Source organism: Euzebya tangerina, from assembly GCF_003074135.1.
Lineage (GTDB): Bacteria > Actinomycetota > Nitriliruptoria > Euzebyales > Euzebyaceae > Euzebya > Euzebya tangerina.
Genome location: NZ_PPDK01000001.1, coordinates 320,947 through 341,030 on the forward strand (window position 1 = coordinate 320,947; position 20,084 = coordinate 341,030).

Here is a 20,084-nt window from a genome sequence, read left to right on the forward strand (position 1 = left end):
GCTCCCGACCGATCGCCGGAGAACACCTGGCGAGCGGGCCGCGGGGGGTACGGGGACGCACCCGTGTGGTCATCGGGCGGGGCCGACGAAGCGGCGTGGCGCTGACCTCCCTGCAGGCCCAGCCGCCGCTCGGGGTCAGGCTGGCCGGCGGCGAGGTCCACCTGATGGGGACCGCCGGTGGGCCGCACGGGGGCGATCACCTGCACCTGGAGGTGGTCGTGTCGTCGGGCGTCCACGCCACCGTCCGCTCGGTCGCGGCCACCGTCGCCCTGCCCGGCGACGGCAGGCAGTCGGTGCTGACCACCGATGTCCGGGTGGAGGCGGGGGCGTCGCTGCGCTGGCTGGTCGAGCCGCTGGTGGTGGCGGCCGGCGCCGACCATCGGACGGTCACGACGGTCGAGGTGCACCCCGCCGCGCAACTGCTGTGGCGGGAGGAGGTGGTGCTGGGCCGGTGGGGTGAGCCCCCCGGTCGCCTGTCCGGCCACCTGCGCGTGCAGCGCGAAGGACGGCCGTTGCTCAACCAGGGCCTGGCCGTCGGCGCGCCCGGCTGGGACGGCCCGGCGGTCACCGCCGGCGCCGGCACCGTGGGCCTGATCGCGAGGCTCGCCCCGATCAGGCCGACGGGCTCACCGGCCGACGGGGCACCCGCTGCCGGCACCCACGCCGTTGTCGCCCCGGCGCCGTCCGAGGTGCCGGGAGTCGTGGTGAACCGGCTCTCTCCCGACCTGATCGTGGTGAGCGGGACCGCACCCGACTTCGCGACCTGGCGCGACCGGTGCGAGCTACTGACCCCCTCCCTCGACGCTGTGCCGGGCCGGTCCACCTGATGGATCTGCGCGTCGGCACGTTCAACCTGAACAACCTGTTCTCGCGCTGGAACTTCACGGCCGTCGTCGACCAGCTGCCCGCCGACGAGCAGACCGTGGAGTACGTCTTCGAGGTGGACGCCGACGCGACCGACGACGACGGCGAGGCCGTCGTGCGCTTCCGGACGTTCGACGGCCGACTGGTCGGCGGCAAGGATCCGGAGGACACCAGGCGTGTGGCCGATCGGATCCTCGCGATGGACCTGGACGTCCTGGCCGTGCAGGAGGTCGAGAACCTGCCCGCTCTCCAGGAGTTCAACGAGCGCGAGCTGGACGGTCTCTACGACACCGTCGTGCTGATCGAGGGCAACGACCACCGGCTGATCGACGTCGCGCTGCTCGCCAAGCTCCCGCTCCGGCGCATCCAGAGCAACCAGACCGAGGTGCACCCCGACGCGCCCGACCAGCGGGTGTTCAGCCGAGACCTGGTCGGCATCGAGGTGTGGGACCCGCGACGGACCCGGCGGCTGCTGACCGTCTACAACACGCACCTGAAGTCCAACTTCGTGCCGTACTGGGTCCGCGACGTCGACGCCGCCAGGCAGGCCAACGACGTCTTGCGGTTCCAGCAGACCCAGACCGTGGTCCGGGTGATCGAGCGGGAGGAGGACCTCGACCGGTACCTGGTGCTCGGCGACCTGAACCAGGAGCCGGACCACTTCAGCCTGACCCCGTTGACCCGTGGCCCGCTGGACCTCGTCGACGCCTTGGCCGACCTGACCGAGTCCCGGCCGCCCCCACCCGCCCGGAACCCCGAGGACGTGCCCCCGGGCCCGCGCTGGACGACCCGGCTGACCCAGGCCGGAGCCCCCGACCGCTACAACCTGTTCGACCAGATCTGGGCCTCGCCGGACCTGGCGGGCCGGATCCGTCAGGCCCAGGTCGAGCGCCGCCGCACCTGGACCACCTCGGGCAGCGACCACGACCCGGTGTGGGTCGAGCTCGCCGACCTGTAGCCGACCGGCCGCTCACCCTTCCGCGGCAAGCCGATCACCGTCGAGCAGGTCGAGCACGGCGACCACTGCCTCCCGCGCAGCCCGACTCGCACCGACGGTGCTGGCCGACGGCCCGTAGCCGAGCAGATGGATGCGCGGATCGGCGGCGACCTGCGATCGGGACGCCAAGTTGTCGGCCATGACGATCCCACCGGATGCGGTGCGAAGGCCGAGAGGGGCGAGGTGGTCCAGTGCGTGCCGGAAGCCCGTGGCCCAGACGATGGTGTCCGCCGCCTGGGTCGACCCGTCGGCCCAGACCGCACCGGTGGGGGTGAGCCGCTGGAACATCTCCCGACGGACCAGCGCACCGTTGCGCCGTGCCTGCACCGCGTGCTGGGAGTTGGCGGGCAGGCCGGTGACGGAGACGACCGACGCCGGCCGGCGCCCTGACTCGACCCGGGCCGCCACCGCGGCGACCACCTGCCGGCCGCGTTCGGGGGTGAGCGGCCCCTCGAACCACTCCGGCGGCCGTCGCGTGACCCATGTGGTCTCCGCGACCTCGGAGATCTCGGCCAGGTGCTGCAACGCCGAGATCCCGCCACCCACCACGATGACGTGCTGCCCGGCGAAGGATGCCGGGCCGTCGTAGGTGGCCGAGTGCAACTGCCGACCCTCGAAGGTGTCGCGCCCCGGGTAGGCCGGCCAGAACGGACGGGTCCAGGTGCCGGTGGCGTTCAGCAGCGCGCGGGCGTGGACGGTCAGCGACGGACTGTCCAGCCGCAGCCACCTTCCCTCGTCGTGGACCTCGCGCACCCGCACCGGTCGCCGGACCGGCAAATCGAAGCGGTGCTCGTACTGGGTGAAGTACCCGGCGATGACGTCGCTGGCCCTGGCCGCCGGGTCCACGTCATCCAGTGCGAAGCCCGGCAGGTCGTGGATGCCATTGACCGTCGCCATCGTCAGCGTCGGCCAGCGGTGCTGCCAGGCGCCGCCGGCACCGTCGTTGCCATCCAGGATCACGAACCGACTGCTCGGCAGGTCCCGCTGGCGCAGCCAGTAGCCCGCCGCCAGCCCGGCCTGACCGGCGCCGATGACGGCGACCTCGACCTGCAGCCGCTCCATGGTCACCCCAGCCTGCCGTCCCCCGCAACATCGTCGCCGGCCGCCGGCTGACACGACACGTGGCCCCACGCCCCCGGGAGCCGGGGCAGCCAACGACGGGCCTGACCCGCTGTGGGAGGCGGTCGAGGACCAGGGACGATGCCGAGCAGAGGGCCGCGGACCTGCTGCTGTTCAGAAGACTCCTAGAGGCCCAGGTCCTCGATGATCTGATCCCGGATGTCCTGCCCGTTGCGCTGCAGGTCATCGGCGGTGGACTGGTCGTTCACGCCGTCGATGGGATACCCCGCGATGGCTGCCGCGCCGACGCCCGCGCCCAGTAGGCCGAGCAGCAGGCCGATCACCGCCAGAGCACGGCCGGTCACGTTGGGCTTGCGGGTGCTGACCAGGCCGACGATGCCGAGCAGCAGGGAGAGCAGGCCGAGCAGGACTGCCAGCGGTGTGAACGCGGGGGCCAGGGCAGCGATCACCGCGCCGAGGCCGAAGACCAGGGCCAGGGTCGCCGAGGTGCCGGTCACCGCATCGTCCGCCGTCACGACACCGGTCGCCGTCGTCGCGTCGCGACGTTCCTCAGCGACGACGCCGTCGCCGTGATCGGCCCGGTCATGATCGTCGGGCCGATCCTGATGCGCGGGGCGATCCCCGTGCGCGCCATCGTCGTCGTGTGCCGGATGTGCCTCCATGGCGTGGGACCACGAGTCCGTCGGAGTCGTCGGGGTCGGCTGATCGGTTGCGACCTGCCCGTCGGAGCCGGCCTGCCGACTTGCCGCGGTGGGCTCGGTGGCGCGGTCGGTGTCCGTCGCCGTGGTGTCCTCCTGGTCACCGCGTGCGTCCTCGCGACGGCGCTCGGCCACGGGGTCGTCGTGGGTGCGTCGGACGGCACGGTCGACGGCCTCATCGTCGGCACGGGCGTCGTGCTCGTCCACGCCGACGGCTGGTGACGCGGGGACGGCGGCCTCGTCTCGGCTGCCGGTGTCAGACCGCTCGGCCAGTCGCTGATCGACGATCCGGGAGATCCGCGCCTCCAGATCGGCGTCCTCGACCCGGGTCGAGTTGGGCGACCCGGCGGGGTCGGCGGTGGACGGGTCGTGGTCGGCATTCGTGTTGGACATGGTTCCCCTGGCGTGAACGGCGGTGTACCTCCGACCTTCCCGCCATCGGGCGTCGCCGAACCGCCTGCCCACCCGTCGACCGGCGGCGACCAGCCAGCTCAGCGACCCTCTGGAGTCAGCGGACCTGGATGATGCGCCCTCCGTGGCTTCCCCAAGCTCGATCCGCGGTCACGAGCCCGAGACGAACCGCTCCGCCAGGCCGCCGGGCGGGTCGTTGCGAAGCAGCCACCGCAGGGACGGTCGACGGTCTGACACCGACGCAAACGCCGGTCGCTGCACCACGACCAGGGTCAGGATCATCAGGGGGAACGGGATGATCGGCAGGATCTGCGCCACGCCCGGGAACGTCGGTTGCAGCCGCAGGGCCAGGATCTGCAAGGCGCCGAACACCCAGCAGCCGACCATCGCGCGGATCGGGTCCCAGCCACCGAAGATGACGATGGCCAACGCGATCCAGCCGAAGTTCGTCGTGTGCCCCTCCGACCAGCCGAACTTGACGTCGAGGGAGAACGCCGCACCGCCGATCCCGACCAGCGCCCCGCCCAGCAGGGTGTAGGCCATCCGGAGACGGTTGACGTCGATCCCACGCGCGAAGGCTGCCTCGGGTCGCTCACCGACGGCCTGGAGCTCCAGACCGGGCCGCGTGCGGTAGAGGAACCACCACGCCGCCATGGCGACGAGGATGCTCGCGTACACCGAGGCGTTGTGGTCGAAGAGGATCTCGCCGAGCACCGGGATCTGCGACAGACCGGGGATCGGCCAGGCCGGCACGGCCTCACCCGGGATGCGGACGAAGTCGCCGCCGAGGAAGCTCGAGAGCTCCGCGGCCAGGATCGTCAGGACGAAGCCGACCGCGATCTGGTTCAGGCCCAGACTGATCGAGGAGGCGGCCACGATCCCAGCGATCGTCGCACCGACCACCGCTGCCGCGGCGTACCCGACCAGCACGCTCCCGGTGGTCACGGCGCCCGCGAATCCGGCCAGCGCGCAGAGCAGGATCGAGCCGTCGAGCGAGAGGTTGACCACCCCAACGCGCTCTGTCAGGGTCTCTCCGACGCTGGCGAAGACGAGCGGCGCTGCGGCCGCCACGATCGCGGCCAGGGTGATTGTCACGTGGTCACGTCCTCGAGCGGTGCCGTCACGGCTGGTGGGTCACGCTCCGGCGACCCCCGCCGACGATTGATCACATGGGCGACTCCGCCGCCCAACAGCACCAGCAGGACGAGCAGTGCGGTGAAGACCCCCGCCAAGGCCGAGTCGAGGTCCAGCCGCAACTCCAACTGGGCGGCGCCCACACCGACCGCGGCGAAGAACAGCGCGATCACCGCAGCCGGCAGCACCCGGTACGCCGTCAGCAGCACCAGCAGGATCGCCAGGAAGCCGTAGCCGCCGGAGATGGCCGGGACGAGCTTGTGGTGGAGCCCGTTGACCTGCATCGCACCGGCGAGCCCGGCCAGCCCGCCGCCGAGGGCGAACGCCGTCAGGGTCGTCCGTTCGACGGCAACGCCCAGTCGGGCGGCGGCTGTCGGGTTGGCGCCGATCGAGCGCAGCCGCAGCCCCAGGTGGGTGCCCCGCAGCACCACCCAGACGCCGACGACGCCCGCGATGGCGACGATCAGTGCGACGGGCGCGATGCGCAGGCCGGGCAGCGTCGGCAGGAACGCCTCCTCCCGGAAGAGCTCCGTCCCCGACGTCGATGCCACGCCGGGCCGCGCCCACGGGCCGATGATGAGGTAGATCGCCAGGCCGCTCGCCGCGAAGTTGAGTCCGACGCCGGCGAAGATCTCGTTGACCTTGCCACGGGTCTTCAGCAGGCCGGTGAGCACGCCCCACGCCACCCCGGCCACGAGGCCGCAGATGATCGCGGCAGCCAGGACCACCGGGGCCGGTCCGGGGACGATCCGCGACGCCCATGCGGCACCGATGCCGCCCAGGATGATCTGGCCTTCGACCCCGATGTTCCACAGTCCTGCGGTGAACGTCACCGACAGCGATGCCGCCGCGAGCACCAAGGGCACCCACACGACCAGCGTGTCCGCCACCTTGGGGGCCGAGCCGAGTGAGCCGGTGACCACCAGCCGCATCGCCTCCAGCGGTGGCGCGTCGACCAGCACCAGCAGCCCGGCGACAGCGGCCAGGGCCACGACGATCGGTACGCCCAGACGCGAGAGGGCGCCCGTCACGCCGGACGGCCGAGCATCCAGCGGGAGGGATCCCATCACGCTGCGGTCCCCTCACCCGGCGGTGCGCTCCGACCACCGATGAGGTATCCGAGCGCGTCGGCAGACGTGCCGTCTGGATCGACCTCGGCAATCACGCGCCCGTCGAAGCACACCAGGATGCGGTCGGCCCGGGTCTGGAGCTCGTCGAGGTCGGAGGAGGCGAAGACGATGCCGGAGCCGCTCGCAGCCCGCCGTCCCAGCTGCTGCCAGACCCACTCGGCGCTCTCGATGTCCAGCCCTCGGGTGGGGTGCTCCATCATGATCAGACGGGCGTCGTCGTCGATGAGTGAGAGCAGGACACGCTGCTGGTTGCCGCCGCTGAGCTGCTCCGGCGTTGACTCGGGCCGTGCCTTGATGCGGTACGTCGCGATCGACTCGGCGGCAACCGACCGTGCGGTGGCGGGATCGGTGAGCATGCGTCGCCAGCCGCGGCGTGGAGCGACCGCGCCCGCCAGCGTTGCATGTTCGGCCAGGGTCAAGCCGGGGATCAGTCCCTCCGCCAGTCGGTCAGCCGGCAGCCACTCGACACCCTCCGCCCGGCGCGCGGCGGCGGTGAGCGCCGCCACGTCGAGGGGCACGTCCGCGCGACCGGTCAGCTCGACGGAGCCGGCCTGCGGCGTGACGGCCCCTGCCGCGGCCATCAGGATGGTCCGCTGCCCGGACCCCTCCATGCCGGCCAGCCCGATGACCTCCCCGGCCCGCACTGTCAGGTCGACATCGGACACGCGGACCGCGCCGTCCGTTGCGTCGACGCCGGTCATGCGCAGCAGGGCTGCACCGGTACTGGCCTGTGGTCGAGCGACGTGGGCTGGCGGCTCCCCGAACATCATCGCGACCAGCTCGGTGTCAGGGACGGGCAGTGTGGCGGTGCCCACGACGCGGCCGGCGCGCATCACCGTGACGGTGTCACAGAGCTGATCGAGCTCCTCCAGCTTGTGGGTCACGTAGATGACGCTGAGGCCCTCAGCCGCCAGCCGCCGCAGGGCCGCGAACAACGCCACGCGCTGATCGGCCGAGATCGCCGTGGTGGGCTCATCGAGGATGAGGACCCGCGCGCCGGCGTCCATGAGCCGCGCGATCTCGAGCTGCTGGCGCTCGCCGACGGTCAGGGTCCGGACGATGGCGTCGGGATCGAGTTCGAAGCCCAGCTGCTCGCACGCGTCGCGCAGGCGGCGGCGGCTGTCCCCTGCCCCCAGCCGCAGACCACCGGTCCCGCCCAGCTGGAAGTTCTCCAGCACCGTCAGCGGCCCGAACACCATCGGGTCCTGGTGGAGCAGTCCGATCCCCGCAGCCAGGCCGTCGCCAGGATCGCTCAGGCCCAGCACCCGACCGTCGAGGGCGATCGTGCCGGCGTCCGCGCGCCGACCCCCGGAGATGATGCCGACCACCGTCGACTTGCCTGCTCCGTTCTCACCGATGAGCCCGTGGAGGGACCCCGGCGCCACGGTGAAGCTGACCCCATCGTTGGCGACGACGGGGCCGTACCGCTTGCGTACACCCTGGACGACCAGCCCGTCGGTGCTCACCGCCGGCTCACCTCAGCACCGCGGGCAGCTCACTCCTGGGTCTCGGCCACGCCGTCGATCCCCTCGAGCAGGTCCGGGAAGTACCACACCTGCTCATCGGTGGCGACCTCGCCCTCCGCGATGTAGGTGGTCCCGTCGGCCAGGACCAACGGACCCTCGAAGAGCTCGATCGAGCCGTCCAGGAGACCGGCGGTCAACGCATCGACGGCCGCCTCCGCGTCCTCCCCCAGCCCGTCGCCCTTGATGAAGCCGATGATGCTCGAGTCCAGATCGTTGATGTCGTCCTCGTCGGGCCCGAGCCAGCGCCACTCGGCGTCGAAGCTGTCGTCGACCACCGCCTGCGCCGTCTCCAGGTACGAGGGACCCCAGTTGAAGTAGGGAACACCGAGGCAGACGGCGGGCGCTTCGTCACAGGCGCCGATGAAGTCGTAGGGCACCGCAGTGACGGCCTCACCGGACTCGGCCAGCTGGCCGGTCCTGACGATGGCCTCCGTGGTGTCGATGCCGGACACCACGACGTCGGCTCCGCCGGCGTAGAAGTCATTGACGACCTGGGTCGGGTCGAGGGTCACACCGGGGATGTTGAACCAGAATCCGATGTATGTCACCTCGAAGGTCAGGTCGGCCGGGTCCTCGCCACGGTTCTCCGTCCAGCAGTGCTGGGCCCCCAGGTAGGCCGAGTTGACCAGACGGATGGTCTCGGCGTTCACCAGCGGCCCGAGGTAGGCGATGTGGCCGGCGTCGCTGTGCATCGCGGCGGCGCAGCCGGCGATGGCCTTGCCGACCTCCATGCGGCCCATGATGTTGCCCAGGTTCTCGAGCTCCGGCATGTAGGCCCGGCCCTCCTCCCACGCGGAGTCGCCGGAGCTCCAGATCATCGGCACGTCCGGGTGTTCGGCGGCCGCGGCCAGGATCCCGTCGCGCATGTCGTCGGAGGTCGCGAAGATCAGCTGTGCCCCCTGGTCGATCATGTCGGTCGCAACGGACTCCACGCTGAGCTCCGGGTTGTCGGCGGGGTTCACCGAGTCGATCGCGATCATCTCCGAGCCCGGCAGGTTCTCCTCGATGTACTCACCCCCCTCGAAGTGCGCTTGGGACCAACCCCGATCGTCGCGGGGTCCGACCAGGATCATGCCGAACGTGATCCCCTCTCCGTCGCCCGCAGCCGCGGCCTCGTCGTCTGCCGTCGCCTCGGCGTCGTCGTCCGCCGTCGTGGTCTCCTCCGTCGTCTCGCTCTCGTCTGCGATGTCCTCGTCACCGGTCTCGCCGCCACAGGCGGTCAGGAGGATCAGCAGGGTCGCACTGAGTGCCAGGAAGCGGCGCAGTGAGTTGGCGGGCATGAGGGCTCCAGTCAGACGGGTTCGTTCGAATTGGCCGCCATGCAACCACCAGCTTGCTACAGACAGGTTTCGGCTGATGACGTCGCTACATTTGGACTCCCCGAGGTGATGAGAGGGCCGACGAGCAGCCATGGTGAACTTCGATGAGACCAAGCTCCCCGGTGTCGGGGTGCGCCACGACTTCCTGACCGAGGACGGTCGGCGTGTCGGGGTCATCACGCATCTGAGCGGCCGGAAGGAGCTGCTGGTCTACTCCTCCGATGACCCCGATGCCTGTTCCGAGGTCGTCTCGCTGGAAGCCAACGAGAGCGCTGGTCTCACGGAACTGCTGGGTGGCTCCCAGGTGCACGCGACGCTCGACGAGCTGCAGCAGGATGTCGAGGGCCTGGCCATCGACTGGCTGCACGTCACGGACAGCTGGTGGTGCGCCGGACGGACGATCACCGAGACCCACCTGCGACGGAGGACGGGCGTGTCCATCGTGGCCGTGATCGCCGGCGAGAAGACCGTGCCCTCCCCCGAACCCAACGAGCCGTTGGCGGCTGACAGCACCCTGGTGGTCGTCGGCACGCCAGAGGGGATCACGCGGGCCATAGACCTGCTGCGCGACGGCCCATGATCCTGGCGGCCGCCGCGGGTGAGGGAGCCGCGCAGGCTGCCCTCATCTACCTCGAACTCGGCGCGGTCTTCGTCGGCCTGGCCCTGCTGGCGAGGCTCGCCCATCGGCTGTCGATCTCGCCCATCCCGTTCTACCTCCTGGCGGGTTTGGCGTTCGGCGAGGGCGGCCTTGCCCCGCTGGATCTGAGTGAGGAGTTCACCGCGCTCGGGGCCGAGATCGGCGTCCTGCTGTTGCTGTTCATGCTGGGACTCGAGTACACCCCCGCGGAGCTGGGGCGCAGTGTCCGCACCCAGGCCCTCGCGGGGCTGGTCGATCTGGTCGCCAACGGCCTGCCCGGTGTCGCGCTGGCGCTGATCCTCGGATGGGGTTGGCCCGCGGCCGTGCTCCTGGGTGGTGTGACCTACATCTCCTCCTCAGGTGTCATTTCCAAGGTGCTGTCGGATCTGGGTCGGATGGGGAACCGGGAGACCCCGGTGGTCCTCGGACTGCTGGTCATCGAGGATCTGGTCATGGCCCTGTACCTGCCGATCGTGGCCGTGGTGTTCCTCGGCGGGTCAGGAGGCATGACCAGTCTGGCCATCGCGGCCGGGGTCCTCGCGATCGTGCTGGTGCTGCTGCTCCGCTTCGACACGGCCCTGTCCAGCGCCGTCGGAACCGGCTCGTCGGAGGCGCTCCTGCTCATGGTGTTCGGGTTGGTCCTGGTGGTCTCGGGGCTGGCCCAGCAGATCGAGATCTCCAGTGCGGTCGGTGCCTTCCTGGTGGGGATCGCCCTGTCGGGAGAGGTGGCCGAACGGGCTCGCGAGCAGCTCACCCCGCTGCGGGACATCTTCGCCGCCACCTTCTTCCTGTTCTTCGCACTGGGCGTGGACCCGGCTGACATCCCAGCGGTCGCGCTGCCCGCGATCGGGCTCGCCGTCGTCACCGCCCTCACCAAGTACGCCACGGGCTGGTGGGCGGCGGGTCGAGCAGGCATCGCCGGTCCTGGTCGCATCCGCGCCGGTGCCACGTTGATCGCGCGCGGCGAGTTCTCGATCGTCATCGCGGGCCTCGCCGTCTCTGGTGGAATCGAGCCCGAGATCGGGCCGCTGGCCGCGACCTACGTCCTGCTGCTGGCCGTCGGAGGCTCGGTGTTGGCGCGGTTCGCCGACGACCTGCGGCGGTGGGCGACGACACGGTCAGCAGCGACCACCTGACTCGGGGCAGAGACTGGTCGGACGTTCAGATTCTCTTCGGTGAATTTACCAAACGGGACTGTATGGTAAGTGTTGTGACTGCCCCAACGACCACCCGACGTGGCAGGCCCCGCGATCCCGCCGCCGATCGCGCGATCCTCGCCGCAGCCCGCGACGTGATCGGACGTCGTGGCTTCACGGGTGCCTCGATGGAGGAGATCGCCCGAACCGCTGGCGTCGGCAAAGACACGCTGTACCGCCGCTGGAGTTCGAAGTTCGAGCTCGCTCGCGCCCTGCTGTCCCACATCGCCAGCACCGACGTGCCGATCCCCGCCGATGACGATCCCTCATTCGCCCTCTTCGTCTTCCTGCAGGACGTCGTCCGCGTGAACCGGCACTCCGACTTCGGGAGCCTTGTCGCTGGCGTGATCGGTGAGGCCGCTCGCAACGCCGAACTGGCGGCTGCCTTCGCCGACTTCTGGGCCGAGCGCCGACAGGTCGCCGGCGGACTGGTGCGCGATGTCGTCGGTCCCGAGCCGGATGACCGTGAGATCGACCGACTTCTGGACCATCTTCTGGGCCCCGTCTACTACCGCCTCTTGCTCACCGGCGCGCCCGTGTCCGACCAGTACCTCTGGGACCTCGTCCTGAGCCTCCCACGACACCAGTCATGAAGCACGTGAACCAGCCCACCACACCTCAGAGGAGGAACACCGCAATGGAACCACGAGACCACATCCTTGCCGTCGTCGACACGATGGAGGACTACGAGTCAACGCTGGGCCTGGCCAAGGACGCCATCGACCACGGCGGCCGTGCGACCGTCCTGGTGCACCTCGGCGACAGCGACCGCGCACACATCCGGCAGTACGCCGCGTCGGAGGAGCTTGCGCTCCACGAGGCGGAGACCACCTACATCAACGCGACCCTCGATCGTGTCCGAGCCTTCATCGGCGCTGATCACGCGGCGGCATCCGTGACCGATCAGGTCCCGGACGGACGTGCGGTCATCGAGTCTGCGGTTGCCTCGGAGGCAACCGCGATCACCGTCCCGAGCCGTCTTGTCGGCCGTCGCAGCTGGCGCCGCGCCATGGCACGGACGCCACTCAACGTCATCGTGACCCCCGTCGCCGCCTGAGGCGGGCCCGCCTTTCAGCCCCTACGCGCGGAGCACCCGCTCGAGGGGCACGAACTCGGGTTCCGCCAACTGCTCCGCCAGACAGGACTCGGGATCTCGATCAGGACGCCAGCGGACCATCTTGGTCGTCCCGCGGAAGCGACCCGACGTCGCCCAGTTGTACCGGACCTCCGCGACCCGCTCGGGCCGGAGCGGCACCCAGGAGTGATCGCGTCCGTTGGCGCCTGACCAGCGGTTCGGCGCACCCGGCATCGAGCCGTCCTCGTGCGCCTCGGCCTCCATCCACGACGCCCAGGGATGGTCCGCGATGTCGTCCAGGACCAACGGGGCCACCTCGTCCATCAGCTCCGCCCGGCGCTTGGCCGTGAAGCTGGCGGCCACGCCGACGTGCCACAGCGCGCCGTCATCGGCAAAGAGTCCCAGGATCAGCGAGCCGACACCATCACCACTCTTGTGCATCCGGTACCCGGCCACCACGCAGTCGGCGGTCCGGACGTGCTTGAGCTTGAACTGGCTGCGCTTGTCGAAGGCGTAGGGGGCATCGACCGGCTTGAGGATCAGGCCATCCAGCCCGGCACCCTCGAACGCCTCGAACCACTCCATGGCGCGAGCGCGATCCCGGGTCGCGGGGGCCAGCAACACCCGTGGGGCGTGATCCCGGTCGGCGAACCCCTCGGCCATCCCCTCCAGCACCTGACGGCGGTCCGCGAAGGGTCGTTGGGTCAAGTCGTCATCACCGAGGGCGAGGACGTCGAAGAGGATCAGGTCCGCTGGGGTCTGCTCGGCGAGCATCGTCGTCCGCGACTCGGCCGGGTGGATGCGTTGGCCCAACGCATCGAAGTCGAGCTTGTCGTCGACGGCCACGATCAACTCGCCATCGACCACACACCGCGGCGGCAGGCTGGCCTTGAGCGGGCCGGCCATCTCGGGGAAGTAGCGATCCAACGGCTTGGTGTTGCGGGAACCCATCAGGATCTCGTCGCCGTCACGGAAGACGATGCAGCGGAACCCGTCCCACTTCGGCTCGTAGGACAACTCCCCCTCTGGCAGCGTCTTGGCCAGCTTGGCCAACATCGGCTTGACGGGCGGCATCACGGGCAGGTCCACGGCCGCGATCCTAGTTGTTCCTCCCCCCGAGGTCGCCATCACCGCCGACGCCAGACCGCTTCAGCGCGCTGCACAGAGGTACAATGTGCTACATGTCAAGAAGCACCTCGTACAGGTTGAGCCAGGCCACTCGTGACCGCCTCGCCCGCCAGGCCGGACGCGAAGGCATCAGCGCGACCGCATTGCTGGATCGGTTCATACACGAGGGAATCGACACGATCGACTACCCCGGCATCGTTCATACCGGCCCTCCGCACGACCGCCGCGCGGCGCTCGCCGGTGGACCTGATGTGTGGGAGATCGTTGCGCGACTCCGGCAACTCGAGGGTGTTGAGGAGGCCCGCATCCGACTGCTGGCAGCGGAGACGGGACTGCACCCGCGGAACATTCGAGCGGCACTCGCGTACGGCGCAGCCAACCCGGCGGCCATCACCGCGCGGATCGAAGCGAACGAGACGGCGATCCGTGACGCCCAAGCCGCAACGGAGGCCCGCCGGTCGCTTCTCGCGTGAAGATCCTCCTGGACGAGATGTTCCCTCCGACAGCCGCCAACCTCCTCCGGGACGACCGCGGTCACGACGCTGCCCATGTCAACGAGGTGGGCCTTCGAGGGGCACCCGACAGCGACGTGGCGCAGTTCGCCCGAGCAAACGGCTACGCAGTCGTCACCGAGAATGTCGCTGACTACGTCAACGAACGCGACATCGTCCTCCTGTTCGTGCTCAAACGGAACCTCCGACCCGGAGGCGCACAGGCAGACGACCTCGCCACGATCCTCGCCTCATGGGCCGATGCCAACCCCGATCCATACCTCGGACCGCATTGGCCACACTGAGCCTTGTCCGCAACGTCATGGGGCAGAAACCTCGTGCGCGGCCGTTCGCCCGGCCCTCAGCCCGTCGGCTCGGTGCACCCGTCCCGGTTGGACGCCTCCACCAGGGCCTGCAGGGACTCCTCGGTCACGGCATCGGTCCCACCGATCGCGATGACGTCCAGGCCGAGCCCGCACGTCGCCGCATCGACATCGAAGGTCAGGATCTCACCCGTCTCACCCTCGAGCGGCAGGAACAAGCCGCCGAAGCCGGCGAACGTGGTGGCGGCCAACGCCCAGGCGTAAGCGCCGTCGTTGCGCAGGTTGATGGCGTAGGCCGCGACGAGGGGCGCGTCGCCGAGCTCCTCGGTGAAGATCCGCTCCTTCTCCTGCAGGATCGACACCGCCGTCTCGGTCCGGGTCAGGCCGCCCAGCCGGGTCACCGTGCCGCCACCGATGAGACCCTGGATCTGCCCGGCAACGCCGTCCGAGACGGCCAGTTCGCCGCCGACGACGTACACGGTGCTGGGCTGCAGGTCGATCAGGAAGTCAGCCGTCGGCTGGGACAGCTGATCGGTGTCCGTCAGGAGCACGGGCCAGGCGAACTCACCACTGAGCTGGCCGATGGTGAGCGCATCGGCCCAGTCGTCGGCGCGAGCCACGGCCACGGCGTCGAGGAAGGGCCGGCCATCATCGCCGAACTGGTCAAGAGCCGCCTGGGCGACCGCCGCGGCCGTTGCGGTCCGCTCAGGGCCGTCCAAGCGGATCGGTTCGAGGCCGGCCTCCCGCAGCTCAGCGTCCACCGTGGCGGGGATGGCGTCGACGCCGCCGAGGACGTAGACGGGCGTTGGCGGAGTGTCGGTGCCGGTGTCCGCCGGTGGCGCGCCGGCCACGATCGCGTCGATGGTGCTCTGGGCAAGCGCCCGATCCTGGTCGACGTAGAAGGTCGGGAAGGTGCCGCCCAGCGCCGTCCCGCCGAGGGCATCGGCGAACTCGTCGGAGCGCGCCAGCATCGCCGCCTCGAAGAAGAAGAACGAGGAGAGCTCCTCTGCGAGCGCCACCGAGTCGGTCGGCGTGTCCGGGGCGAAGCGGTCCCCCCGGGCGGGCGGCGGGGGCGGAGGCGGGTTGTCGGGGTCCTCGGCGCCGTCCCCACCAGCCAGGACGCCCGTGACCCAACCCAGGTACTGGTCCAGCTCGGTGTAGACGCCGGCAAACTCGACGCCGCAGAACTGCCCACCGAAGGAGACGATGCCGTACTGCTCCGCCGTCCCGGCGTTGTCGCGGATCAGCGGACCACCCGAGTCTCCGGCACAGGAGTCGTTCCCGGGGGCAGCGGGGTCGTCGGTCGGGTCCCCGGTGCAGAGGTGGCGGAGGGGGTCGATGAACTGCTCCGCACAGGCGGGTGCATCGTCGGCGACGAACGGCGTGGTCACCTTGAGCAGTTGCGGCGAGGCGACGGTTCCCTCGGCGTTGGTGGTGCCCCATCCGGCCACGACGAAGTCACCCGGGGCATCGCTGAGCGCCGCGTCGCTGGCCAATGGCTGCGCGGGCAGGTCGGTCGGCTGAGCCAACCGGAGCAGGGCCACGTCGTTGACGAAGGCGTTGGGGTCCCAGTTCGGGTGCCTGATGATCGCCTCGACATCGAGCAGGGGCGTCGGGGAGGTCTCGTAGTTGAGGGTCCCGGCCATGACCTTCACGGTCTCTTCGGTGTCGAAGTCGAAGCAGTGGGCCGCTGAGAGCACGTAGGTCGGAGCCACCACCGTGCCGCCGCACCCCTGCTGGAACTCCCCGTCGACCTCGAAGAAGACCGCCACGATTGAGGGGAACTCGCCCTCGGTCGCCGGCTCACCGTTGATGATGGTGAACCCGTCGTCATCGTCCTGCCCCACGTTCCAGGGCCGATCCGGTGGGCCGAGCGCCGTCCGCTGGGCTGCGCCTGCGGGGAGCGCGACAGCGATCAGCAGCGAGACTGCCGCGGCCGCGAGAATTCGCCTGCGGGTCATGATCTGGTCCTCCTCGTCGTGCCGGAGTCAGCCCGCCCCCCTTGTCATCGGCCGGGTGACCACGCCAGAGGTCTATCACGGACTGTCCGACAATCCCACCGTGGTGTTGTGGCCGTTTGGGTGTTGTAGCCGTTCGGGTGTGTGGCCGTCCGGCATAGCCGGACACCTCTCGTGACGTTTGCCGCTTCTTGCCGTTTCCTGACGTGTGATGTCCCACGTCTTCCGCCTTCCGGTGCTCGCTGGTCGCGTGGAGGCGGACGTGCCTGTCGCGGCCGACCACGGCCGTGGTGGCGACGGTCCCGGCATCGTCGCGGGATACCTCGCCCCACACCCGCCACACCTGGTGTACGCGGAGAACCCGCCACAGAACGAGCCGCGGTCCACCGGCGGTTGGGAGACCCTCCGCTGGGCCTACGAGGAGGTCCGTCGGCGGATCCGGGAGGTGCATCGGCCGGACGTGATCATCGTCCACGCGCCGCACTGGATCACGATGGTGGGCCACCACGTCAACTGCGTGCCGCACGTCCGAGGCCGCTCGGTCGAGCCCATCTTCCCCCACCTCTTCCGGTACGACTACGCCTTCGACACCGACGTGGAGCTGGCGGAGGCCATCGCGGACACCGCTGCCGACATGGGCCTGGTCACCTCCAAGATGCGCGTGCCGGGCGTGCGGGTCGACTACGCCACCATCGGGGCACTCCATCTGTTGAACCCCGAGTGGGACATCCCCGTCGTCAGCCTCTCGGCCAACAACAACCCGTACTACTACGCCGCGGCCGGACTGGAGCAGATGGAGACGCTCGGCGAGGCCACTCGCATCGCGATCGAGCAGACCGGCCGCCGGGCGGTGCTGGCAGGGTCAAATTCGCTGTCGCACCTGCACTGGGACACCGAACCCGACCTGCCGGAGGACATGGCCGCCGAGCACGCCTGGTCCCACAAGCAGTACGCGGCGGACATGGTGCTGCTGGAAGCGATTCGGGCCGGCCGCACCGCCGACCTGCGGTCGCACCTGATCGACGAGCACATCGCAGCAACCGAGTCCGAGACCAAAGCGGGCAGCCTGTCGTGGCTGCTGTCGGCCATGGATTGGCCCGAGGTTCCCGGCGACGTCCTGGCCTACGGCACGATCATCGGGACGGGCAACGCCGTGATCGAGTGGGAGCCCACGCCGTGACTGAGGGGGCCGTGACTGAGGGGCACATCGTCGGGGCCGCATACCTGCCCGGGATGCCACACCTGCTGGCCGAGGGTTCGGATGCCTCCCCGGGGTGGGTCGAACTCCGCAGGGCCGTCGAAGAGGTCGGTCAGCGGTTGGCGGCAGCGAAGCCCGACGTCGTCCTGACCCTCTCCACGCAGTGGTTCACGGTGCTCGGCCACCAGGTCCAACTGGACCCGAACCCGACGGGCCACCACGTCGACGAGAACTGGTACGACTACGACTTCGGCCACCTCGACTACGACCTGCCCATGGACGTCGAGTTGGCCACCGCCTGGGCCGACGAGATCGACGACGCCGGACTTCAGGCTCGACGGACTCGCTATGAGGGGTTCCCCATCGACGTCGGCACCATCGTCGCGCGCAACTTGGCCGACCCCGACAGTCGGCTGCCAGGCGCCCAGGTGTCCTGCAATCTCTACGCACCCGCCGAGGTGATGGGCCAACTGGCCTCCCTCGGTGTCCGTGCCGCGGGGGCGCAGGGCAAGCGGGTGGCACTGGTCGTGGTCTCCGGCCTCTCCGCGGGGCTGATCCAGCAGTGGATCACGCCGGAACAGGATCACATCCTGTCCCCGGACCACGACCGGTGGAACCGACGGGTGCTCGACCTCTTGGTGCAAGGTCGAGGATCAGACGTGATGGCCGTCCGGGAGGCGTGGGCTCGTGAAGCCGTCGCCGACTCCCAGGGTCGCGGGCTGGCCTTCCTGGCAGGGACCGGGATCCTCGACACACCGGCCGACCTGCTCGCCTACGCACCCGTGTGGGGCACCGGCGGCGCCGTCCTGCACTGGGGGCTGCCATGACGGTCAGGTTCCCCAACGCCGAGGTCAGGTTCCCCACCACGTGTTCCACCACCCGACCAGTAGACAGGACCAGCCATGAGCAACCAGTCCGTCGGATTCCTCGAAGCTGAGGGGTTCGTCCCGATCTTCGACGCCGTCGACGCCATGACCAAGGCCACCGACGTCACCGTCACCGGCGTCATGCGCCTGGGCGGCGGCATCGTCTCCGTCGCGCTTCGCAGCGATCTGGCCACGGTCGAGGAGGCCGTCGAGATCGGTGTCCAGACCGCTCGCGCGGTCGGCGGAGGAACGGTCAAGTCGATCATCTTCGCCTCACCCGCCGACCCCGTCGCCGCGATCGCGGCCAACACGTCGATCATCGACGGATAAGGAGCACCCATGTCTGCCAGTCCAGCAACCGAACAACGCACCGTCTACGCGGGCGCCATCGGCCTGATCGAGACCCGGGGCATCGTGCCGCTCACCGCCGGCATCGAGGCGATGATGAAGACCGCCGACGTCACCTGCATCGGCGTCGAGCGGGTCTCCAGCGGCTACTTCGCCGCCGCCGTGCAGGGCGAGGTCGCCGCCGTCCGCCAGGCACTGGCCGCCGGCTCGGCCGCCGTCGAGCAGTACGGCGACCTCCGATCGAGCCAGATCTATCCCAAACCACATGACGACGCGGCAGGGCTCCTGGACAATGGCAGCCGGGAACTCCTGGACGCCGGTGAGGCCAGCGGCTCATGATCCTGGGCCGAGTGACCGGACGAGTCTGGGCCGACCGGCAGCTCGGTCAGCTCGACGGTCGTCGGATGGTGGCCATCGAGTCCGCCGATGGGGGACAACTCGTGGCGACGGACACCATCGACGTGGCGACCGGGGACCTGGTGCTGGTGGTGACCGATGACGCCGCGATCACGCTCGCTGGGTTCGCGGTCGACGCGCTGGTCGTGGCCCGGGTTGCCGACACCGACGACGACGTCCGCAGACCGACGACATGACCGGGCCCACAACGGGAGACGCTGGCATCATCCGCTGGTTGGATGAGGCCACCTCCGCCCCATCCGCGGAGGAGGTGGGCGGGAAGGGTGCGGGCCTGGCATTCCTCGCGGGCTGTGCGACCGACACCGGGGCCACCGTGCCACGTGCCTTCGCGGTGACGACCGCCGCGTTCGAGACCGCGGTGGGCCCCGACGTCCTCGGCCGGATCGCGGACCTCGTCGCTGAGGCCGACGCCTCGCCCAGTGGCCTCGAGGCGGCGGCAGCCCAGGCCCGTGCGGTCATCACCGGCCTCGATCTGCCGGCTCACATCGAGACGGCGATCCGAGCGGCGTACGCCGCCCTGGGTGAGAGCGACGGTGACCAGCCCCGCGAACCGGTACCGGTCGCCGTCCGGTCCAGCGCCGCCGGCGAGGACTCCGCCGAGGCGAGCTTCGCGGGCGAGCACGACTCCTTCCTCTGGGTCAGTGGTGCTGACGCAGTGGTGAGCCGGGTCCGTGACTGCTGGGCCTCGCTGTGGACATCCCGGGCCGTGGCCTATCGGGCCAACTCGGTCCAGCCGGTCACGCCGATGGGGGTGGTGGTCCAGCACATGGTCCCAGCCACCGCAGCCGGGGTCTTCATGACCTTGAACCCGGTCAACGGCGACCGCTCCAAGATCGTGGTCGAAGCCGTCTGGGGGCTCGGTGAGCCACTGGTCAGCGGCACCGCTGATCCGGACCGCTGGGTGGTGGACAAGATCACCGGCGATGTCGCGACCAGCAGCATCGCGACCAAGCCGGAGCGGCTGGTCCAGGACCTGACCACCGGTCAGGGCACGGTCAGCGAAGCGGTCGAGGAGTCGGCGCGAACCCGGCCGTGCCTGACATCGGACCAGATCAGCCAGCTCGTCGCCGTGGCCCGCGTGATCGAGCGCGAGGCCGGCACCCCACAAGACGGTGAGTTCGCCGTCGCGCCCGGCCCCGACGGAACCCCGAGCATCCACCTGCTGCAGGCCCGACCTGAGACGATCTGGGCGAACAAGCCCCGCGAGAGCATCACCGGCGGCAAGAGCGCCCTCGGCTCGATCGTGGACACCCTCTCCAGAGGCAGCGGCTGGACCACGACCTGAGAC

General features: G+C 70.0%; 22 protein-coding genes. 14 read left to right on the forward strand and 8 right to left on the reverse strand.

Annotated features, from left to right (window positions below; all coding sequences use genetic code 11):
- The first annotated feature begins 95 nt into the window (after positions 1-95).
- Positions 96-827 (forward strand): urease accessory protein UreD, encoded by a 732-nt coding sequence (locus tag C1746_RS01520; RefSeq protein ID WP_205711636.1) that lies wholly within the window; start codon positions 96-98, stop codon positions 825-827.
- Positions 827-1,822 carry an endonuclease/exonuclease/phosphatase family protein gene (locus C1746_RS01525; RefSeq protein WP_116712945.1) on the forward strand — a complete coding sequence of 332 codons (996 nt, stop codon included), beginning with the start codon at positions 827-829 and terminating at the stop codon, positions 1,820-1,822. Before C1746_RS01520 ends, C1746_RS01525 begins: the two co-directional genes overlap by 1 nt.
- Before the next feature lie 12 nt (positions 1,823-1,834).
- On the opposite strand, the gene C1746_RS01530 is transcribed toward C1746_RS01525, so the two are convergent.
- From C1746_RS01530 to C1746_RS01555, 6 genes are all read right to left on the reverse strand, one after another.
- Positions 1,835-2,923 (reverse strand): NAD(P)-binding domain-containing protein, encoded by a 1,089-nt coding sequence (locus C1746_RS01530; protein ID WP_116712946.1) that lies wholly within the window; start codon positions 2,921-2,923, stop codon positions 1,835-1,837.
- A gap of 182 nt (positions 2,924-3,105) precedes the next feature.
- Entirely contained in the window at positions 3,106-4,032 is a 927-nt protein-coding gene (locus tag C1746_RS01535) for a hypothetical protein (RefSeq protein ID WP_116712947.1), read from the reverse strand.
- 168 nt (positions 4,033-4,200) lie between these two features.
- The gene (locus C1746_RS01540; protein WP_116712948.1) at positions 4,201-5,145 is read right to left on the reverse strand and encodes an ABC transporter permease; all 945 of its coding nucleotides are present in this window, start codon (positions 5,143-5,145) and stop codon (positions 4,201-4,203) included.
- Positions 5,142-6,251 (reverse strand): ABC transporter permease, encoded by a 1,110-nt coding sequence (locus tag C1746_RS01545; protein WP_116712949.1) that lies wholly within the window; start codon positions 6,249-6,251, stop codon positions 5,142-5,144. Before C1746_RS01545 ends, C1746_RS01540 begins: the two co-directional genes overlap by 4 nt.
- Entirely contained in the window at positions 6,251-7,780 is a 1,530-nt protein-coding gene (locus C1746_RS01550; protein WP_205711637.1) for an ABC transporter ATP-binding protein, read from the reverse strand. Before C1746_RS01550 ends, C1746_RS01545 begins: the two co-directional genes overlap by 1 nt.
- Positions 7,781-7,809: 29 nt before the next feature.
- Positions 7,810-9,120, reverse strand: a complete 1,311-nt coding sequence (locus C1746_RS01555) for a BMP family lipoprotein (RefSeq protein ID WP_116712950.1) — start codon at positions 9,118-9,120, stop codon at positions 7,810-7,812.
- Between the two features lie 130 nt (positions 9,121-9,250).
- On the opposite strand from C1746_RS01555, the gene C1746_RS01560 reads away from it, so the two are divergent.
- From C1746_RS01560 to C1746_RS01575, 4 genes are all read left to right on the forward strand, one after another.
- Positions 9,251-9,739 (forward strand): cation:proton antiporter regulatory subunit, encoded by a 489-nt coding sequence (locus C1746_RS01560; RefSeq protein WP_116712951.1) that lies wholly within the window; start codon positions 9,251-9,253, stop codon positions 9,737-9,739.
- Complete coding sequence (locus C1746_RS01565; RefSeq protein ID WP_116712952.1) at positions 9,736-10,932, forward strand: cation:proton antiporter; 1,197 nt, start codon at positions 9,736-9,738, stop codon at positions 10,930-10,932. Before C1746_RS01560 ends, C1746_RS01565 begins: the two co-directional genes overlap by 4 nt.
- A 74-nt stretch (positions 10,933-11,006) precedes the next feature.
- Positions 11,007-11,585, forward strand: coding sequence for a TetR/AcrR family transcriptional regulator (locus C1746_RS01570; RefSeq protein WP_162867266.1), 579 nt, complete (start codon positions 11,007-11,009; stop codon positions 11,583-11,585).
- Between the two features lie 44 nt (positions 11,586-11,629).
- Positions 11,630-12,049 carry a hypothetical protein gene (locus tag C1746_RS01575; RefSeq protein ID WP_116712954.1) on the forward strand — a complete coding sequence of 140 codons (420 nt, stop codon included), beginning with the start codon at positions 11,630-11,632 and terminating at the stop codon, positions 12,047-12,049.
- Positions 12,050-12,070: 21 nt separating this feature from the next.
- On the opposite strand, the gene C1746_RS01580 is transcribed toward C1746_RS01575, so the two are convergent.
- Positions 12,071-13,156 carry an ATP-dependent DNA ligase gene (locus C1746_RS01580; protein WP_116712955.1) on the reverse strand — a complete coding sequence of 362 codons (1,086 nt, stop codon included), beginning with the start codon at positions 13,154-13,156 and terminating at the stop codon, positions 12,071-12,073.
- A 92-nt stretch (positions 13,157-13,248) separates the two neighbouring features.
- Here C1746_RS01580 and C1746_RS01585 point away from each other — a divergent pair, with 92 nt between their 5' ends.
- Together C1746_RS01585 and C1746_RS01590 are read left to right on the forward strand one after the other, a co-directional pair.
- Positions 13,249-13,668: a hypothetical protein gene (locus C1746_RS01585; RefSeq protein WP_162867267.1), complete on the forward strand. Its 420-nt coding sequence runs from the start codon at positions 13,249-13,251 to the stop codon at positions 13,666-13,668.
- Positions 13,665-13,991, forward strand: a complete 327-nt coding sequence (locus C1746_RS01590) for a DUF5615 family PIN-like protein (RefSeq protein WP_205711638.1) — start codon at positions 13,665-13,667, stop codon at positions 13,989-13,991. Before C1746_RS01585 ends, C1746_RS01590 begins: the two co-directional genes overlap by 4 nt.
- 56 nt (positions 13,992-14,047) lie before the next feature.
- Here C1746_RS01590 and C1746_RS01595 read toward each other — a convergent pair whose 3' ends face one another.
- A complete protein-coding gene (locus C1746_RS01595; protein ID WP_116712957.1) occupies positions 14,048-15,970 on the reverse strand; it encodes a trypsin-like serine protease in 1,923 nt (640 codons plus the stop codon).
- 208 nt (positions 15,971-16,178) lie between these two features.
- On the opposite strand from C1746_RS01595, the gene C1746_RS01600 reads away from it, so the two are divergent.
- From C1746_RS01600 to C1746_RS01625, 6 genes are all read left to right on the forward strand, one after another.
- Positions 16,179-17,147, forward strand: a complete 969-nt coding sequence (locus tag C1746_RS01600; RefSeq protein ID WP_116712958.1) for a DODA-type extradiol aromatic ring-opening family dioxygenase — start codon at positions 16,179-16,181, stop codon at positions 17,145-17,147.
- An 11-nt stretch (positions 17,148-17,158) separates the two neighbouring features.
- On the forward strand, positions 17,159-17,992 hold the full coding sequence (locus C1746_RS01605) for a DODA-type extradiol aromatic ring-opening family dioxygenase (protein WP_116715524.1): 834 nt from the start codon (positions 17,159-17,161) through the stop codon (positions 17,990-17,992).
- A 75-nt stretch (positions 17,993-18,067) separates the two neighbouring features.
- Positions 18,068-18,361, forward strand: a complete 294-nt coding sequence (locus C1746_RS01610) for a BMC domain-containing protein (RefSeq protein ID WP_116712959.1) — start codon at positions 18,068-18,070, stop codon at positions 18,359-18,361.
- A 9-nt stretch (positions 18,362-18,370) separates the two neighbouring features.
- Entirely contained in the window at positions 18,371-18,718 is a 348-nt protein-coding gene (locus C1746_RS01615) for a BMC domain-containing protein (protein ID WP_116712960.1), read from the forward strand.
- Positions 18,719-18,729: 11 nt separating this feature from the next.
- Positions 18,730-18,972, forward strand: coding sequence for a EutN/CcmL family microcompartment protein (locus tag C1746_RS01620; RefSeq protein ID WP_205711639.1), 243 nt, complete (start codon positions 18,730-18,732; stop codon positions 18,970-18,972).
- Positions 18,969-20,081, forward strand: coding sequence for a PEP/pyruvate-binding domain-containing protein (locus C1746_RS01625; protein ID WP_116712962.1), 1,113 nt, complete (start codon positions 18,969-18,971; stop codon positions 20,079-20,081). Before C1746_RS01620 ends, C1746_RS01625 begins: the two co-directional genes overlap by 4 nt.
- The last annotated feature ends 3 nt before the right edge of the window (positions 20,082-20,084 follow it).

What these genes read in the sequence shown, in the direction of transcription:
- C1746_RS01525 (WP_116712945.1), top strand. Translation starts at nt 827, where the DNA reads ATGGATCTGCGCGTCGGCACGTTCAACCTGAACAACCTGTTCTCGCGC.
- C1746_RS01530 (WP_116712946.1), bottom strand. Translation starts at nt 2,923, where the DNA reads ATGGAGCGGCTGCAGGTCGAGGTCGCCGTCATCGGCGCCGGTCAGGCC.
- C1746_RS01535 (WP_116712947.1), bottom strand. Translation starts at nt 4,032, where the DNA reads ATGTCCAACACGAATGCCGACCACGACCCGTCCACCGCCGACCCCGCC.
- C1746_RS01545 (WP_116712949.1), bottom strand. Translation starts at nt 6,251, where the DNA reads ATGGGATCCCTCCCGCTGGATGCTCGGCCGTCCGGCGTGACGGGCGCC.
- C1746_RS01555 (WP_116712950.1), bottom strand. Translation starts at nt 9,120, where the DNA reads ATGCCCGCCAACTCACTGCGCCGCTTCCTGGCACTCAGTGCGACCCTG.
- C1746_RS01560 (WP_116712951.1), top strand. Translation starts at nt 9,251, where the DNA reads ATGGTGAACTTCGATGAGACCAAGCTCCCCGGTGTCGGGGTGCGCCAC.
- C1746_RS01565 (WP_116712952.1), top strand. Translation starts at nt 9,736, where the DNA reads ATGATCCTGGCGGCCGCCGCGGGTGAGGGAGCCGCGCAGGCTGCCCTC.
- C1746_RS01575 (WP_116712954.1), top strand. Translation starts at nt 11,630, where the DNA reads ATGGAACCACGAGACCACATCCTTGCCGTCGTCGACACGATGGAGGAC.
- C1746_RS01585 (WP_162867267.1), top strand. Translation starts at nt 13,249, where the DNA reads ATGTCAAGAAGCACCTCGTACAGGTTGAGCCAGGCCACTCGTGACCGC.
- C1746_RS01595 (WP_116712957.1), bottom strand. Translation starts at nt 15,970, where the DNA reads ATGACCCGCAGGCGAATTCTCGCGGCCGCGGCAGTCTCGCTGCTGATC.
- C1746_RS01600 (WP_116712958.1), top strand. Translation starts at nt 16,179, where the DNA reads ATGTCCCACGTCTTCCGCCTTCCGGTGCTCGCTGGTCGCGTGGAGGCG.
- C1746_RS01610 (WP_116712959.1), top strand. Translation starts at nt 18,068, where the DNA reads ATGAGCAACCAGTCCGTCGGATTCCTCGAAGCTGAGGGGTTCGTCCCG.
- C1746_RS01615 (WP_116712960.1), top strand. Translation starts at nt 18,371, where the DNA reads ATGTCTGCCAGTCCAGCAACCGAACAACGCACCGTCTACGCGGGCGCC.
- C1746_RS01625 (WP_116712962.1), top strand. Translation starts at nt 18,969, where the DNA reads ATGACCGGGCCCACAACGGGAGACGCTGGCATCATCCGCTGGTTGGAT.